The 15,417-nt window shown below is 72.4% G+C and carries 13 protein-coding genes; 6 read left to right on the forward strand and 7 right to left on the reverse strand.

Translation table 11 applies throughout. The annotated features are described in order from the left end of the window. Positions 1–143 precede the first annotated feature (143 nt). The 4 genes from D3A59_RS08140 to moeA all read left to right on the forward strand — a co-directional run bounded on the left by D3A59_RS08140 (position 144) and on the right by moeA (position 4,001). Positions 144–821 carry a C40 family peptidase gene (locus D3A59_RS08140; protein ID WP_240635987.1) on the forward strand — a complete coding sequence of 226 codons (678 nt, stop codon included), beginning with the start codon at positions 144–146 and terminating at the stop codon, positions 819–821. 91 nt (positions 822–912) lie between these two features. Beyond that, positions 913–2,028, forward strand: a complete 1,116-nt coding sequence (gene moaA / locus D3A59_RS08145; RefSeq protein ID WP_119154416.1) for a GTP 3',8-cyclase MoaA — start codon at positions 913–915, stop codon at positions 2,026–2,028. Positions 2,029–2,082: 54 nt separating this feature from the next. Then, positions 2,083–2,691 (forward strand): molybdenum cofactor guanylyltransferase MobA, encoded by a 609-nt coding sequence (gene mobA / locus D3A59_RS08150; RefSeq protein WP_119154417.1) that lies wholly within the window; start codon positions 2,083–2,085, stop codon positions 2,689–2,691. A 23-nt stretch (positions 2,692–2,714) separates the two neighbouring features. Then, the gene (gene moeA / locus D3A59_RS08155; protein WP_119154418.1) at positions 2,715–4,001 is read left to right on the forward strand and encodes a molybdopterin molybdotransferase MoeA; all 1,287 of its coding nucleotides are present in this window, start codon (positions 2,715–2,717) and stop codon (positions 3,999–4,001) included. Positions 4,002–4,067: 66 nt separating this feature from the next. Here the strand turns inward: moeA and D3A59_RS08160 are convergent, their stop codons facing one another. The 4 genes from D3A59_RS08160 to D3A59_RS08175 form a co-directional block, all read right to left on the reverse strand. Further along, positions 4,068–7,139: an efflux RND transporter permease subunit gene (locus D3A59_RS08160; protein WP_119154419.1), complete on the reverse strand. Its 3,072-nt coding sequence runs from the start codon at positions 7,137–7,139 to the stop codon at positions 4,068–4,070. Between the two features lie 26 nt (positions 7,140–7,165). Then, positions 7,166–8,503, reverse strand: a complete 1,338-nt coding sequence (locus D3A59_RS08165; protein WP_240635988.1) for an efflux RND transporter periplasmic adaptor subunit — start codon at positions 8,501–8,503, stop codon at positions 7,166–7,168. A 121-nt stretch (positions 8,504–8,624) separates the two neighbouring features. Continuing rightward, positions 8,625–9,083, reverse strand: coding sequence for a ribonuclease HI (gene rnhA, locus D3A59_RS08170; RefSeq protein ID WP_119154420.1), 459 nt, complete (start codon positions 9,081–9,083; stop codon positions 8,625–8,627). Beyond that, complete coding sequence (locus tag D3A59_RS08175) at positions 9,080–9,880, reverse strand: class I SAM-dependent methyltransferase (protein ID WP_119154421.1); 801 nt, start codon at positions 9,878–9,880, stop codon at positions 9,080–9,082. The genes rnhA and D3A59_RS08175 overlap by 4 nt, the downstream gene beginning before the upstream one ends. Between D3A59_RS08175 and gloB the strand changes: the two genes are divergently transcribed. Both gloB and D3A59_RS08185 read left to right on the forward strand, forming a co-directional pair. Continuing rightward, the gene (gene gloB, locus D3A59_RS08180; RefSeq protein WP_119154422.1) at positions 9,879–10,649 is read left to right on the forward strand and encodes a hydroxyacylglutathione hydrolase; all 771 of its coding nucleotides are present in this window, start codon (positions 9,879–9,881) and stop codon (positions 10,647–10,649) included. The genes D3A59_RS08175 and gloB overlap by 2 nt on opposite strands. Then, positions 10,646–12,289: a transglycosylase SLT domain-containing protein gene (locus D3A59_RS08185; RefSeq protein WP_119154423.1), complete on the forward strand. Its 1,644-nt coding sequence runs from the start codon at positions 10,646–10,648 to the stop codon at positions 12,287–12,289. The genes gloB and D3A59_RS08185 overlap by 4 nt, the downstream gene beginning before the upstream one ends. Positions 12,290–12,380: 91 nt before the next feature. Here D3A59_RS08185 and recR read toward each other — a convergent pair whose 3' ends face one another. Genes recR through dnaX form a run of 3 tightly spaced genes read right to left on the reverse strand, consistent with a single transcriptional unit; the run spans position 12,381 to position 15,414 of the window. Further along, positions 12,381–12,971: a recombination mediator RecR gene (gene recR, locus D3A59_RS08190; RefSeq protein ID WP_119154424.1), complete on the reverse strand. Its 591-nt coding sequence runs from the start codon at positions 12,969–12,971 to the stop codon at positions 12,381–12,383. 22 nt (positions 12,972–12,993) lie between these two features. Continuing rightward, positions 12,994–13,320, reverse strand: a complete 327-nt coding sequence (locus D3A59_RS08195; protein WP_119154425.1) for a YbaB/EbfC family nucleoid-associated protein — start codon at positions 13,318–13,320, stop codon at positions 12,994–12,996. Between the two features lie 60 nt (positions 13,321–13,380). After that, positions 13,381–15,414, reverse strand: a complete 2,034-nt coding sequence (dnaX, locus tag D3A59_RS08200) for a DNA polymerase III subunit gamma/tau (protein WP_119154426.1) — start codon at positions 15,412–15,414, stop codon at positions 13,381–13,383. Between the last annotated feature and the right edge of the window lie 3 nt (positions 15,415–15,417).

Consider the following 15,417-nt stretch of genomic DNA (forward strand, 5'->3'; position numbering starts at 1 on the left):
TCGCAAGCGTGCCGAGACGCGGCACCTTGCCCCGAAAGATGCCGTGGAAAACCTCGAAACTTTCACCGAAATCCTTTCCAAGCCCTTGTAAGCAAAGCTTTTTCTGATTGACGGCATTTTTTCCCGTGGTGTAATCCCGCCCCATGTCGCACGCGCGCCGTCCCTCCCGTTTCTCCGCCCTGCTGTCCGTCGCGCTGTGCGTGGCCGCCCTCGGCGGCTCCCCCTCGTCCGCCTGGTCGGCGCCCACCGTCAACGAGGAGGCGATCAAGCGCTTCCTCGCCGAGCGCGGTCTCGCTGCCGAAGCGCCGCTGGAGAGCGAGGCGCCCGCCGGCGAGCGGGGGCTGATGCAGCAGATGCGGGAGACCGCGTCGGACATGGTGATGACGGCGATGGGCTTCCTCGGCGTGCCCTACCGCCGCGGCGGCGACTCCGCCGAGGAGGGTTTCGACTGCAGCGGCTTCACGCGCTTCATCTTCGAGAGGAGCATCGGGCTCGTGCTGCCCCGGCGCGCCGACGACCAGGCGAGCGCCGCCGGCCTCGTGGCGGTGCAGCGCGACGAGCTCAAGCCGGGCGACCTGGTGTTCTTCAACACGCTGCGGCGCACCTTCTCGCACGTCGGCATCTACGTCGGCGAGGGCAAGTTCATCCACTCGCCGCGCACCGGCGCCAAGGTGCGCGTCGAGGACATGCGCGCGGCCTACTGGACCAAGCGCTACACCGGCGCGCGCCGCGTCGGCGCGGCCGGCGACGCGGCGCAGCAGGGCGAGTCGCGTGCAGGCGGCCAGATCGCCGGGCAGTCGTCCGGGCTGAAGGCGCGCTGACCCCGAAGGCTCGCGCCGCCGGGGCGCGATTCCCCTGCGGCGAGAAGCCTCCCGTGCCTTCACCCCGTCCCCACCCGGGCACAATCGCGACATGACGGAAAAAGTCATCCCGCTCGCCGACCACCGCTACGCCGCGCGCGTGCCGGTGATCCCGGCCCACCTCACCGCCCCCGACGGCCTGCTCGCCGACCGGCTCGGTCGCCCGCTGCGCGACCTGCGCATCTCGGTCACGGACCGCTGCAACTTCCGTTGCAGCTACTGCATGCCGAAGGAGGTGTTCGACAAGCACTACAACTTCCTGCCGCAGAGCTCGCTGCTGAGCTTCGAGGAGCTGCTGCGCACCGCGCGCCTGTTCGTCGCGCACGGCGTGCAGAAGATCCGCCTCACCGGCGGCGAGCCGCTGCTGCGCAAGCACCTCGAGAAGCTGATCGGGATGCTGTCGGAGTTGCGCACGCCGGAAGGCCGCCCGCTCGACCTCACGCTCACCACCAACGGCTCGCTGCTCGAGCGCAAGGCGCAGGCGCTGAAGGATGCCGGGCTGCAGCGCATCACCGTCAGCCTCGACGCGCTCGACGACGCGATCTTCCGCGGCATGAACGACGTCGACTTCCCCGTGGCCGACGTGCTGCGCGGCATCGAGGCGGCCGAGCGCGTCGGCCTCGGCCCGATCAAGGTCAACATGGTGGTCAAGCGCGGCACCAACGACCACGAGATCCTCGCGATGGCCGAGCGCTTCCGCCACACGCCGGTGATCCTGCGCTTCATCGAGTTCATGGACGTGGGCGCGACCAACGGCTGGCGCATGGACGAGGTGCTGCCCTCGGCCCAGGTGGTCGAGCGCATCCACGCGGTGCACCCGCTCGAGGCCATCGAGCCCAACGCCACCGGCGAGACCGCCGAACGCTGGCGCTACCTCGACGGCGGCGGCGAGATCGGCGTGATCTCGAGCGTCACGCAGGCCTTCTGCCGCGACTGCAACCGCGCGCGGCTGTCCACCGAGGGCAAGCTCTTCCTGTGCCTGTTCGCCAACGAGGGCCACGACCTGCGGGCGCTGCTGCGCGGCAACTACAGCGACGAGCAGATCGCCGCGGCGATCGGCCTGATCTGGCAGAACCGCGACGAGCGCTACTCCGAGCTGCGCAGCGCGATGCAGGCCGACACCGGCAGCGGCCAGCGCCGCGTCGAGATGCACTACATCGGGGGCTGATCCCGGCTCGCGCCGCGCGCCGCCGGCCCCCGCCTTTCCCAGAAGAAACACGACATGATCGAACCGAAGGACATCACGGGCCTGATCCTCGCCGGCGGGCGCGGCAGCCGCATGGGCGGCATCGACAAGGGCCTGCAGAACTTCCGCGGCATGCCGCTCGTGATGCACGCGGTGCTGCGCCTCGGGCCCCAGGTCGGCGAGCTGCTGGTGAACGCGAACCGCAACCTCGGCGCCTACGAGTCGCTCGGCGTGCCGGTGTGGCCCGACGCGCTGCCCGACTTCGCCGGGCCGCTCGCCGGCTTCCTGACCGGGCTCGAGCAGTGCCAGACGCCCTGGCTCGTCACGGTGCCCTGCGACACGCCGCTGTTCCCGGCCGACCTCGTGCCCCGCATGGCGCAGGCGCTCGAGGCGCAGGACGCGGAGATCGCGATGGCCGCGACGCGCGGCGCCGACGGCGGCGAGCCGCAGGTGCAGCCGGTGTTCTGCATGATGAAGACCGCGCTGATGGAGAGCCTGATGCAGTTCACGCAGGAGGGCGGCCGCAAGATCGACCTCTGGACCGCGCAGCACCGCTGCGTCGTCGTGCCCTTCGACGACGAGCGCGCCTTCTCCAACGCCAACACGCTGGCCGAGCTGCAGGCGCTCGAACGCCAGGCCGACTGAGACTCTCCGCACGCCCCACCGCCATGACGACCCCGCCCCGCCTCGAACAGATCGCCTCCTGCGTGAACGGCTACGACCCCGATGCGCTGCCGGTGCCGCAGGCGCGCGAGTTCATCGCGCGCTTCGTGCCGCGCGTCGCCGCGGTCGAGAAGCTCGCGCTGCGCGCCGCGCTCGGCCGCGTGCTCGCCGCCGACGTGATCTCGCCGATCGACGTGCCCTCGCACGACAACTCGGCGATGGACGGTTTCGCATTTCGCGGCGCCGACCTCGCCACTGACGGCCCGACGGTGCTGCGCATCGCCGGCACCGGCCTCGCCGGCCAGCAGTTCGAGGGCGTCGCGCAGGCGGGCGAATGCGTGCGCATCATGACCGGCGCGGTGATGCCCGAGGGGCTCGACACGGTGGTGCCGCAGGAGTTCGTGCGGGTCGAGGGCGAGCGCGTCACGCTGCCTGCCGGCGCGGTCAAGCCCGGCGACAACCGCCGCCTGCGCGGCGAGGACCTCGCCGCGGGCCAGCCGGCGCTCGCCGCCGGCCGCGTGCTGCGCCCGGCCGACCTCGGGCTGCTCGCCTCGCTCGGCCAGGCCGAGGTGGCGGTGTTCCGGCGCCTGCGCGTCGCCTTCTTCTCCACCGGCGACGAGCTGCGCTCGATCGGCGAGCCGCTCGAGCCGGGCTGCGTCTACGACAGCAACCGCTACACGCTCTGGGGCATGCTCGCGCGGCTCGGCGTCGAGCTGATCGACATGGGCGTGGTGCGCGACGACCCGGCGGCGCTCGAGGCCGCCTTCCGCAGTGCTTGTGAAAACGCCGACGCGGTGATCACGAGCGGCGGCGTGAGCGTCGGCGAGGCCGACTACACGAAGAAGATCATGGCGCAGCTCGGCGAGGTCGCGTTCTGGAAGATCGCGATGCGCCCGGGCCGCCCGATGGCGTTCGGGCGCATCGAGAGCCAGGGGCGCAGCGCGGTGCTGTTCGGGCTGCCGGGCAACCCGGTGGCGGTGATGGTGACCTTCTACGCCTTCGTGCGCGACGCGCTGCTCGCGATGGGCGGCGCCACGCCGGCGCCGCTGCCGCTGCTGCGCGCCGCGAGCGTCGCGCCGCTGCGCAAGAAGCCCGGCCGCACCGAGTTCCAGCGCGGCATCGTCACGCCCACCGAAAACGGCGGCTGGCAGGTGCGACTGACCGGCCAGCAGGGCTCGGGCGTGCTGAAAAGCATGTCGGAGGCCAACGGCCTCGTCGTGCTGCACCACGACCAGGGCAACGTCGCGGCGGGCGAGCTGGTCGACGTGCTGCCCTTCGAGGGACTGATCTGAAGGCCGCGCCGCGCTGCGCCCGTCACGTGACATGAAGCAGAGGGGCCGCGGCCCCTCTATTCTTTTTCAGGCCGCGTGCGGCGCCTCGTCCGCGGGCCGCGTGATCGGCCCCGGCGTGCTGCGGCGCGCCAGCAGCGTGTACATCGTCGGCACCACGAACACCGTCAGCAGCGTGCCGAGCGTCATGCCGCCGACGATCACCCAGCCGATCTGGCGCCGGCTCTCGGCGCCCGCCCCTTCGGCCAGCGCCAGCGGCACCGCGCCGAGCACCATCGCGCCGGTCGTCATCAGGATCGGCCGCAGCCGCAGCACCGCCGCGCGCGTCACCGCCTCGAGCGTCGCCTGGCCCTGCTGGCGCTGCTGGTTCGCGAACTCGACGATCAGGATGCCGTGCTTGGTGATCAGGCCGACGAGCGTGATCAGCCCGATCTGCGAATAGACGTTGAGCGTGCCGCCGGCAAGCTGCAGCGCGGCCAGCGCCCCGACCATCGACAGCGGCACCGACAGCAGGATCACGAAGGGATCGACGAAGCTCTCGAACTGCGCCGCGAGCACCAGGAAGATGAACAGCAGCGCGAGCACGAAGACGATGCCGAGCGCGCCCGACGAGGCCCGGAACTCGCGCGACACGCCGTTGAGCTCGGTCGCGTAGCCCGCGGGCAGCAGCTTTTCGGCGGTCGCGTCCATGAACTGCAGCGCCTCGCCGAGCGAGTAGCCGGGCGCGAGGTTGGCGGTGATCGACACCGAGCGGCGCTGGTTGAAGTGGTTGAGCTCGCGCGGCGCCACCGACTCGCGCACCTTCACGAGCGAGGCGAGCGGGATCATCGCGTCGTTGCGACCGCGCACGAACAGCCGCTCGATGTCGTCCGGCGTCGCGCGGCCCCTCGCCTCGGTCTGCACGATCACGTCGTACTGCTCGGCCTCGCGCTTGTAGCGCGTGACGTTGCGCCCGCCGAGCATCGTCTCGATCGTGCGCGCGACCTGGTCGACCGCGACCCCCGCGTCGGCTGCGCGCTCGCGGTCGACCTCGATGTAGATCTCGGGCTTGTTGAGCCGCAGGTCCACGTCGGGCTGCACGAAGCCGGGGTTGCGCCCCATCTCGGCGACGAACTGCTGCGCCACCCGCGACAGGTTCTGGTAGCTGTCGGAGCTGACGATGACGAAGTTCACCGGCCGCTCGCGGAAGCCCTGCCCCAGCGAGGGCGGCGTGACCGGGAAGGCGTTCACCCCCGGCAGGTTCATGAAGCCGGGCTGCAGCGCCTGCGCGAGCTCGCTCGTGCTGCGCTCGCGCTCGCTCCAGTCGCGCGTGCGCAGGAAGGAGATGCCCTGCGAGACGGTCGGGTTGCCGGCGACGACGAAGATGCGGTCGAACTCCGGGTGCTTCTGCCCCAGCGCCTCGATCTCGCGCATGTAGCGCTCGGTGTAGGCGAGGGTCGAGCCGTCGGGCGCGTTGACGGTCGCAAGGATCACGCCGCGGTCCTCGATCGGCGCGAGCTCGCTCTTCATCTGCGTGAAGAGCCACCAGCTCAAGGCGCCGCTCGCCACCATCAGCGCCACCACCAGCCAGCGCCGCCCCAGCGTCCAGCGCAGCACCCGGCCGTAGCCGGCCTCCAGCGCCCCGAGCGCGCGCTCCATGCCGCGGTCGAAGCGGCCGGGCGCCGGGTTGTGGCGCAGCAGCTTCGAGCACATCATCGGCGAGAGGGTGAGCGCGACGAAGCCCGACACCAGCACCGCGCCGGCGAGCGTCAGCGCGAACTCGGTGAACAGCCGCCCGGTGCGGCCCGGCGCGAAGGCGAGCGGCGCGTAGACCGCCGCGAGCGTCAGCGTCATCGCCACCACCGCGAAGCCGATCTCGCGCGCGCCCTTGATCGCCGCGGCGAAGGGTTCCATCCCCTCCTCGATGTGGCGGTAGATGTTCTCGAGCACGACGATCGCGTCGTCCACCACCAGGCCGATCGCGAGCACCAGCGCCAGCAGCGTCAGCGTGTTGATCGTGAAGCCCGCGAGCGCCATCAGCGCGAAGGCGCCGATCAGGCTCACGGGAATCGTCACCAGCGGGATGATCGACGCGCGCAGCGTGCGCAGGAAGACGAACACGACCAGCGCGACCAGCACCACCGCCTCCGCGATCGTGCTGTAGACCGCCTTCACCGAGCGGTCGATGAAGACCGAGTTGTCGTTGGCGACCTGCACGCGCACGCTCTCGGGCAGCTCCTGCTGCAGGCGCGGCAGCATCGCGCGCACGCCCTCGGCCATGTCCAGCGGGTTCGCGGTGGCCTGGCGGATCACGCCGAGCGAGACCGAGGGCACGCCGTTGAGCCGCACGATCGAGCGCTCGCTCGCCGGCGCCTGCTCGATGCGCGCGACGTCGCGCAGCCGCACCGTGTAGCCCTTGGACTGGCGCAGCGCCACCTCGCCGAACTGCGCCGGCGTGGCGAGGTCGGTCTGCGCGGTGACGCTGAACTCGCGCTGCCGCCCCTCGATGCGCCCGGCCGGCACCTCGAGGTTCTGGCGCCGCAGCGCGTCCTCGACGTCCTGCACGGTGAGCCCGTGCGCGGCGAGCCGGTCCGGGTCGAGCCAGACGCGCATCGCGAACTTGCGCTCGCCGTTGATCTGCACGTCGGCCACGCCCGGCACGGTCTGCACGCGCGGCTTGACGAGCCGGTTGGCGAGGTCGGTCAGCTCCAGCGCCGAGAGCGTGTCGCTCGTGAACGCGAGCCACACGGTCGGCGTCGCGTCCGCCTCGACCTTCGAGATCACCGGCTCGTCCGCCGCGGCGGGGAGCCGTCCGCGCACGCGCGAGACGCGGTCGCGCACGTCGGCGGCGGCATCGTCGGGGTTCTTCTCGAGCTTGAAGCGCACCGTGATCTGGCTCTGCTCGGCGCGCGAGATCGAGGTCAGGATGTCCACGCCGTCGATGCCGGCGATGGAGTCCTCCAGCGGCTTCGTGACCGTCGATTCGATCACCTCGGACGAGGCGCCGGTCAGGCGCGTCGTCACCGTCACCGCCGGCTCGTCGATGCGCGGGTACTCGCGCACCTGGAGGCGCTGGAAGGCCACCAGGCCGACGAGCAGCAGCAGCAGCGACAGCACGGTGGCGAACACCGGGCGCCGGATCGAGATTTCGGGCAACTGCATGGTCGTGCTCCTCGGCAGGCGGCGCCTCAGCGCACCGCGTCGCCGCGTTGATGGGCCGCGAGCGCGGTCGGCGTCGCCGCCGCGGCGCCGGCGCTGCTGCCGGGTCCGCCGCCGCTGCCCGCCGCGGGCGCCGAGGCCGGGACCGCGGGGGCCGCCGCGCCGCCCGGCCTGCCGCCCTGTTGCCCGCCCTGTTGCCCGCCCTCGCGTGCCGCGCCGAGCTCGACGATGCGCAGCGCCATGCCGTCGCGCTGCAGGCGCTGGTGCCCCGCCGTCACGACGGTGTCGCCGGCGCTCACGCCCTCGAGCACCTCGACGCGCCCGTCGCGGCGCAGGCCGAGCCTGACCTCGGTGCGCTGGCCGACCCGGGCCGGGCGGCCGTCCGGCGCCTTGCCCTCGACCACGCGGATCACGAACTGGCGGCCCGCCTGCGGCACGATCGCCTCCTCGGGCACCACCAGCGCGTCCTCGCGGGTGGCGAGCACCGCCTCGACGCGAGCGAACATGCCCGGGCGCAAGTTGCCGCCGCTGTTCTCCAGCGCAGCGCGCACCAGCACCGAGCGGCCGTTGGCGTCCACCAGTGGCTCGAGCGCCTCGATGCGCGCTGGCAGCCGCAGCCCCGGCAGCGCGTCGGGGGCGACCTGCACCGCCTGGCCCGGCCGCAGCTGCGGCAGGTAGCGTTCGGGCAGCCGGAAATCCACCAGCAGCCCGCGCGTGTCCTCGAGGTTCACGAGGTCGGCGCCGTCCTTCACGTAGTCGCCGACGTTGACGAGCCGGATGCCGGCGGAGGCGTCGAAGGGCGCGACGATGCGCAGCCGCGCGACGCGGGCCTTCGCGAGCGCGACCTGCGCCTCGGCCACCGCGAGGTTGGCCGCGGTCTGCTCCAGCGCGCTGCGGCTGACGAAGTTCTGCGCCACCAGCTCCTCGTTGCGGCGGTGGTTGGCGCGCGCGATGCTGGCCTGCGCCTCGGCCTGCTTCAGCTCGGCCGCGGGCAGGGTGTCGTCGAGCTGGAACAGCATCTGGCCGCGCCGCACCGGCTGGCCGTCGCGGAAGCCGATCGCCACGATGCGCCCGGCCACTTCCGGCCGCACCACCACCGACTGGCGCGACCGCAGCGTGCCCACCGCCTGCGCCTCGTCGCTCATGCGCTGCGTGCGCACCTGCGCCACCTCGACCGCCACCGGACCGCCCCGCCCGGGTGCGCCCGCGCCGCCCCCGGCGCCGGGCCGCGTCGGCCCCGGAGCTGCCGCCACGGTAGGTGCATCGGCGGCCGGGGCGGGCGCGCGATGCTGCCACCACCAGGCCGCCCCGCTGAGGACGGCAATTCCGACCACGGCCACCGTGGCATGCAGTTTCTTTATCGCCATGAAGGAATCTCCCGGACGGGACTGTAACGGGGGGCATCGCCGGCCGCTGCGGCGGCGCCGATGCCCGGCGCGCGGGAAGGGACTGCGGGGGAGAGGAAGGGGCGAAGCCTCCCGGCCCGCGTCAGCGCCGCGCCGCCGCCGACACGCCGCGGTTGGCCAGCGCGTCGGCGCGCTCGTTGCCCGGGTCGCCGGCGTGGCCCTTGACCCAGTGCCAGTCGACGTGGTGCAGCGCCGCGAGCGCCTCCAGCCGCTGCCACAGCTCGGCATTCTTCACCGGCTTGCGGTCCGCAGTGGTCCAGCCGCGCTTCTTCCAGCCGTGGATCCACTCGGTGATGCCCTTGCGCACGTATTCGCTGTCGGTGTAGATCGCGACGTCGCAGCTGCGCTTGAGCGAGGCGAGCGCCTCGATCACCGCGGTCAGCTCCATGCGGTTGTTGGTCGTCGAGGCCTCGCCCCCGAAGAGCTCCTTCTCGTGCTCGCCGGAGCGCAGCCAGGCGCCCCAGCCGCCCGGGCCGGGATTGCCCTTGCAGGCGCCATCGGTGTAGACCACCACGCGGGGCCGGGAAATCGTTGCCGTCATAAACCTTCTTTGTTGGGATGGGCGACCACCGCGGGCGCCGCACCCGGTTTCTGTCTCGTCTTCCACGCCGGGCCGACCAGCCGCATGCCGCGCACGCGCTTGACGGCGACCAGGAAGTACACCGCGCCGAACACCGGCCACCAGCGATCGCCCGCCGACTCCATCCACGCGTAGCGCTCCAGCCAGTGCTCCGTGCGCAGCGCCGGGCGGTAGCAGCCGAAACGCCCCGCCTCGATGTCCAGGCTCAGCAGCTGCAGCCAGTCGCGCAGGCGGCGGTAGCCGATGAAGTCGCCGCCCGAGGGCAGGAACAGGCTGCCGAAGCCGAGCCGCAGCGCGATGCGGCCATAGCGCTGGCGCAGCCCCCACAGGCTGGTGGGATTGAAGCCGGCGATGACGACGCGCCCGCCCGGCACCAGCACGCGGTCGACCTCGCGCAGCGTCTGGTGCGGGTCCTGCGCGAGCTCGAGCGTGTGCGGCAGCACCACCAGATCGAGGCTTCCCGTGTCGAAGGGCAGCGCCTCAAAATCACTCACCAGTGCGCGAGGCACGGGCAGGCAGCCGGCCACCGGCTCCGGCACCGTGTCAAGCTGGGACGCCTCGCTCAGCGCCACCCAGCGGTGCGGCATGCGGTTGCAGGCCAGCGTATCGAGCTGCGGCAGCCCGAGCTGCACGGCATGGAAGCCGAACAGGTCGCTCACCGCGCGGTCGAACTGCTGCCGCTCCCATTCGAGCAGGTAGCGGCCGGGCGGGGTCTGGAGCCAGGGGTCCAAACCTATAATCCAGGGTTTTTGCGTCATGGAACTGGTTGCTCTACCCGCCTTCGCCGACAACTACATCTGGATGCTGCACGATGGCCGGCAGGCGCTTGTGGTGGATCCCGGGGACGCCGCGCCGGTGCTCGAGGCACTCGATGCTCGCGGCCTGACGCTGACGGGCATTCTAGTGACCCACCACCATGGCGATCATGTCGGCGGCCTCGGGGTGCTGGCACCGCGCCTGCAGGGCGAGATCTTCGGCCCGGCCGGAGAAACGATCCCGCACCGCACCCGGCCGCTGCGCGACGGCGACACGGCGACGTGGAACGGCCTGCGCTTCCAGGTCCTCGACGTGCCCGGCCATACCGCCGGGCACATCGCCTACTGGACCGAGCCCGCGGGCGAGGCGCCGCTGCTGTTCTGCGGCGACACGCTCTTCGCGGGCGGCTGCGGCCGCCTGTTCGAGGGCACGCCGGCACAGATGTGGCATTCGCTGCAGCGCCTGGCCGCGCTGCCGGGCTCGACCCGGGTGTGCTGCGCGCACGAGTACACGCTGTCCAACCTGCGCTTCGCCAGCGAGGTGGAGCCGGGCAACGAGGCGCTGCGGGCATGGCGCGAGCATTGCGAGCGTCGGCGTGGCGAAGGCCTGCCGACGCTGCCGAGTTCCATGGATCAGGAATTGAGAACCAACCCCTTCATGCGCTGCGAGCAGCCCGAGGTGCGGGCCAGCGCGATGGCCCGCGGCGCCACCGCCGCGGATCCGGTCGCGGTGTTTGCCGCGCTGCGCGAATGGAAGAACAACTACCGATGATTGATCGACTTCACCGGGCGGGACTCGCCCTGGGCCTCGGGGGCAGCCTCCTGTTCGCCGGCTGCGCCTCCGTGCCCTCCCCGGCGCCGGGCGACGGTGCCCTGGCGGGCGTCCCGACGTCCGACCAGGCCCAGGCCCCGGCCGCGCCGCGCCCCCTGCGTCCCGGAGAGGCTGCGCTGAAGGCGCTCGAGGGCGCGCCCGCCCTGCCCTCGGCCGCGTCGACGGCGTCGGGCGATGCCGCGGAGGCGGCCGTGGCGCCGGAGGAGCTGCTGAAGTCGCGCGACCTGTGGACCCGCATCCGCAACGGCTTCGCGATGCCCAACCTCGAGAACGACCTGGTGCGCGACCGCGAGCAGTGGTATTCGAACCGCCCGGACGCGATGAAGCGCATGACCGAGCGCTCGTCGCGCTACCTCTTCCACATCGTCGAGGAGATCGAGTGGCGCGGCATGCCGACCGAGCTGGCGCTGCTGCCCTTCGTCGAGAGCGCCTTCAACCCGCAGGCGCTGTCGGTGGCACAGGCCTCCGGGATGTGGCAGTTCATCCCCTCGACCGGCAAGTACTTCGACCTGAAGCAGAACCTGTTCCGCGACGACCGGCGCGATGTGCTCGCCTCGACCCGCGCGGCGCTCGACTACCTCAGCAAGCTCTACGGCATGTTCGGCGACTGGCATCTCGCGCTGGCCGCCTACAACTGGGGCGAGGGCAGCGTGCAGCGCGCCATCGAGCGCAACCGCAAGGCCGGGCTGCCGACCGACTACGAGAGCCTGCGCATGCCGGCGGAGACGCGCCATTACGTGCCCAAGCTGCAGGCGATCAAGAACCTGCTGGCCGACCCGCAGAAGTTCGGGCTCTCGCTGCCGACGGTCGAGAACCATCCCTACTTCCTGAGCGTGCCGATCGAGCGCGACCTCGACGTGGCGCTGGCCGCGAAGCTCGCCGGCCTGACGCTCGACGAGTTCAAGGCGCTCAACCCCTCGCTGAACAAGCCGGTGATCCTCGCCGCCGGCACGCCGCAGGTGCTGCTGCCCTACCAGAACGCCAACCGCTTCATCACGGGCCTCGCGCGCCACACCGGCCCCACCGCGAGCTGGACCGCGTGGGTGGTGCCGAAGACGATGCGCCCGGAGGACGCCGCCAGGCAGCTCGGCACCGAGCTCGCCACGCTGCGCGAGGTCAACAAGATCCCGCCGCGCATGCTGGTCAAGGCCGGCTCGACGCTGCTCGTGCCGCGCACGCAGCAGCGCGCCGACGACGTGGATGAGCACATCGCCCAGAACGCGATGATGCAGTTCGCCCCGGACGTGCCGGAGAAGCGCCGCGTCGTGCTGCGCGCCGGCAAGGGCGAGACGGTGGCGACGCTCGCGCGGCGCTACAAGCTGCCCGCGGACGACGTCGCGGAGTGGAACCGGCTCGGTGCCGCCGCCCGCTTCAAGCCGGGCCAGCAGGTGGTGGTCTACCTGCCGAACCGGGTCGCCGCGGCAGCGCCGAAGTCCTCGGCGCGGCAGCAGGCCCGCTCGAAGCCGGCCGCGACCACGGCGGTGGCCAAGGCGCGCAAGGCCGCGCCGGCGGCGCGCACCGCCAAGGCCAGGCAGGCCCCCGGCCGCCCGCAGGGCAAGGTGCAGGTGGCGAAGAACTGACGGCGCCCGGCGGCGCAACGGCGCCGGGCATTCCGGGCAGGCCGCCCTCCGGGCGGCCTTTTTCATGGCCGGGGTTCGATGCGCCGCGGCCTCAGCGCCGGTCGACCAGCGCGTGCGCGATCGTGCCGAGGTCCACGTACTCCAGCTCGCTGCCCACCGGCACGCCGCGCGCGAGCCGCGTGACCTTCAGGCCGCGCGCCTTCAGCGCCTCGCCCAGGTAGTGAGCGGTGGCCTCGCCCTCGGCGGTGAAGTTGGTGGCGACGATGACCTCGCGCAGGTTCTCGTCGGCGGCCCGGTCGAGCAGGCGGTCGAGCCCGATCTCGCGCGGCCCGACCCCGTCGAGCGGGCTCAGCCGCCCCATCAGCACGAAGTAGAGGCCGCGGTAGCTGCCGGTGCGCTCCACCGCACCCTGGTCGGCCGGCGTCTCGACCACGCACAGCTGGGCGCGGTCGCGCTCCGGGTCGAGGCAGGTCGGGCACACCTCGGACTCGGTGAAGGTGTTGCACTGCGCGCAGTGGCGCACCTGCTGCATCGCCGCCTGCAGCGCCTGCGCGATCCGCTCGGCGCCGGCACGGTCGTGCTGCAGCAGGTGGAAGGCCATGCGCGAGGCCGACTTCGGGCCGACGCCGGGCAGGCGCCTCAGGGCCTCGACCAGGGCGTCGAGCGCCGTGTTCTGCGTCATCGGCGGAGCGGGCGCGTCGCGCTCAGAACGGGAACTTCATGCCCGGGGGCATCGGCATGCCGGCGGTCAGCTTGCCCATCTTCTCCTGGCTCACCTCCTCGGCCCGCCGCACGCCGTCGTTGAAGGCCGCGGCCACCAGGTCCTCGAGCATGTCCTTGTCGTCGGCGAGCAGGCTCGGGTCGATCGTGATGCGCTTAACGTCGTGCTTGCAGGTCATCACCACCTTCACGAGGCCAGCGCCGGACTGGCCCTCGACCTCCATCTGCGCGAGCTCGTCCTGCGCGCGCTTGAGGTTTTCCTGCATCGCCTGGGCCTGTTTCATCAGGCCGGCCAGTTGTCCCTTGAGCATGTCGTTTCCTTTCAGGTCAGAAATCGGGTTGCCTGCGATGCAGGTCGGATCGGTGGACGGTCACAGCGGGCGGATCGAGCCAGGCACGATGCGCGCCGTGCGGAACTGCTGCATCAGCTCGACCACCAGCGGGTCGTTGCGGATGATCTCCTCGGCCTCGCGCTGGCGCTCGGCGCGCGCGGCGGCCTCGCGGCGCGCGGGCGAATCGGCGACGGACGCGATCGCGATCTGGAGCTGCCCGGGGCGCTCCAGCACCTCGGCGAGCGCCGCCTGCAACTTGTTGCGGTTGGCGTCGCCGGCCAGCGTCTCGCGCTCGACCTGCAGCCGGCACAGCCAGCCGTCCGAGCCCTCGTCGAGCCCAACGCACTGCGACTGCATCGCCAGCTCGCGCACCAGCGCGACGATGCGCTCGCGCTCGATCATCTGCTGCACCAGCGCATGCCAGCGGTCGCCCAGCGCGCCTGCACCCGCATCGGGCGCAGCGGCGCCGCCCGCCGGAGCAGTCACCGGACTCGGCGCAGGGGCGGAAGCGGGCGCAGCCGGAGGCGGGGGCACCGCTACGGCCGGACGCGTGGGCTCGGGCGCGGCACGGGGTTCGGCTGCGGCCGGGCGTGCGGGGCGTGCGGCCCCGGCGGGCGCAGGCGCCGTGCGCCTGGGCGCCTCGAACTGCGCCAGCTCGGACTCGTCGATCGGCACGTCCTCCCAGGGCGGCGGCTCGCCGCCGGCCGGCGCAGCGCTGCGGGCCGGCGCCTCCACGCTGCGGCCGGCCGGCGCAGCACGGGGCGGGACCGGCGCGCCGGGCGAAGGCATCGCGGCGGGAGATCTCGCCGCAGGGGTCGGGACCGCTGCGGCGGGCGGAGCGACCCGCTCCGCCATCGCGGGCCGAGGGCCGGACGGCGGCGCCGTGGCCGTCGCCGGCGCCGCGGCCGGCGCGCTCGCCCGGGTATCGCCGGTCCGTGCCGGCGGCACGGCGGCCGGCTGCATGACGCGCCCGCCTGGAGGCCGGAACGCGAGCATGCGCAGCAGCACCATCACCATGCCACCGTACTCGTCCGGCGCCAGGCCGAGCTCCTGGCGACCGTGCAGCGCGATGCTGTAGAGCAGTTGCGTCTCGTCCGGGGCCAGCGCCGCGGCGAGCCGCGCCACCGTCTCCGCATCGGGGTCCGCCGCGTCGGCGGCCTGCGGCACCGCCTGCAGCACCGCCATCTGCTGCAGGGTGCCCGCCATCTCCTCGAGCGCGCCGTGGGCCGACAGGCCCTGCGCGCGCAGCTCCTCGACGGTGGCGACCACCGCCGCGCCGTCGCCTTCGGCGAGCGAGCCGATCAGCCGGAACACATGGCTGCGGTCGACCGCGCCGAGCATCTGGCGCACCCCGGCCTCGCCGAGGCGGCCGCTGCCGAAGGCGATCGCCTGGTCGGTCAGCGACAGCGCGTCGCGCATCGAGCCGCGCGCGGCGCGCGACAGCAGCCGCAGCGCCCCCGGCTCGGCCTCGACGTCCTCGGCGGCCAGCACCTCGCGCAGGTGCTCGAGCACCGTCTCGGGCGCCATCGGCCGCAGGTTGAACTGCAGGCAGCGCGACAGCACGGTGACCGGCACCTTCTGCGGGTCGGTGGTAGCGAGCACGAACTTCAGGTACTCGGGCGGCTCCTCCAGCGTCTTGAGCATCGCGTTGAACGCGGTGTTCGACAGCATGTGGACCTCGTCGATCATGTAGACCTTGAAGCGCCCGACCACCGGCTTGTAGACGGCCTGGTCGAGCAGCTGCGAGATCTCCTCGACGCCGCGGTTTGACGCCGCGTCGAGCTCGACGTAGTCGGGAAAGCGCCCGCTGTCGATGTCGCAGCAGGGCTGGCAGACGCCGCAGGGATGCGCGGTGATGCCGCCTTGGCCGTCGGGGCCCTGGCAGTTCAGCGATTTCGCAAGGATGCGCGACACCGTGGTCTTGCCGACGCCGCGCGTGCCGGTGAACAGGTAGGCGTGGTGCAGCCGCTGCGCGGTCAGCGCGTTCGACAGCGCCTGCACCACATGCTCCTGCCCCACCATCTGCTCGAAGCTGCGGGGGCGGTACTTGCGCGCCAGAACGAGGTAACTCATGGG

The sequence above is a fragment of the Caldimonas tepidiphila genome (genome assembly GCF_003569765.1).
Taxonomy (GTDB): domain Bacteria; phylum Pseudomonadota; class Gammaproteobacteria; order Burkholderiales; family Burkholderiaceae_C; genus Caldimonas; species Caldimonas tepidiphila.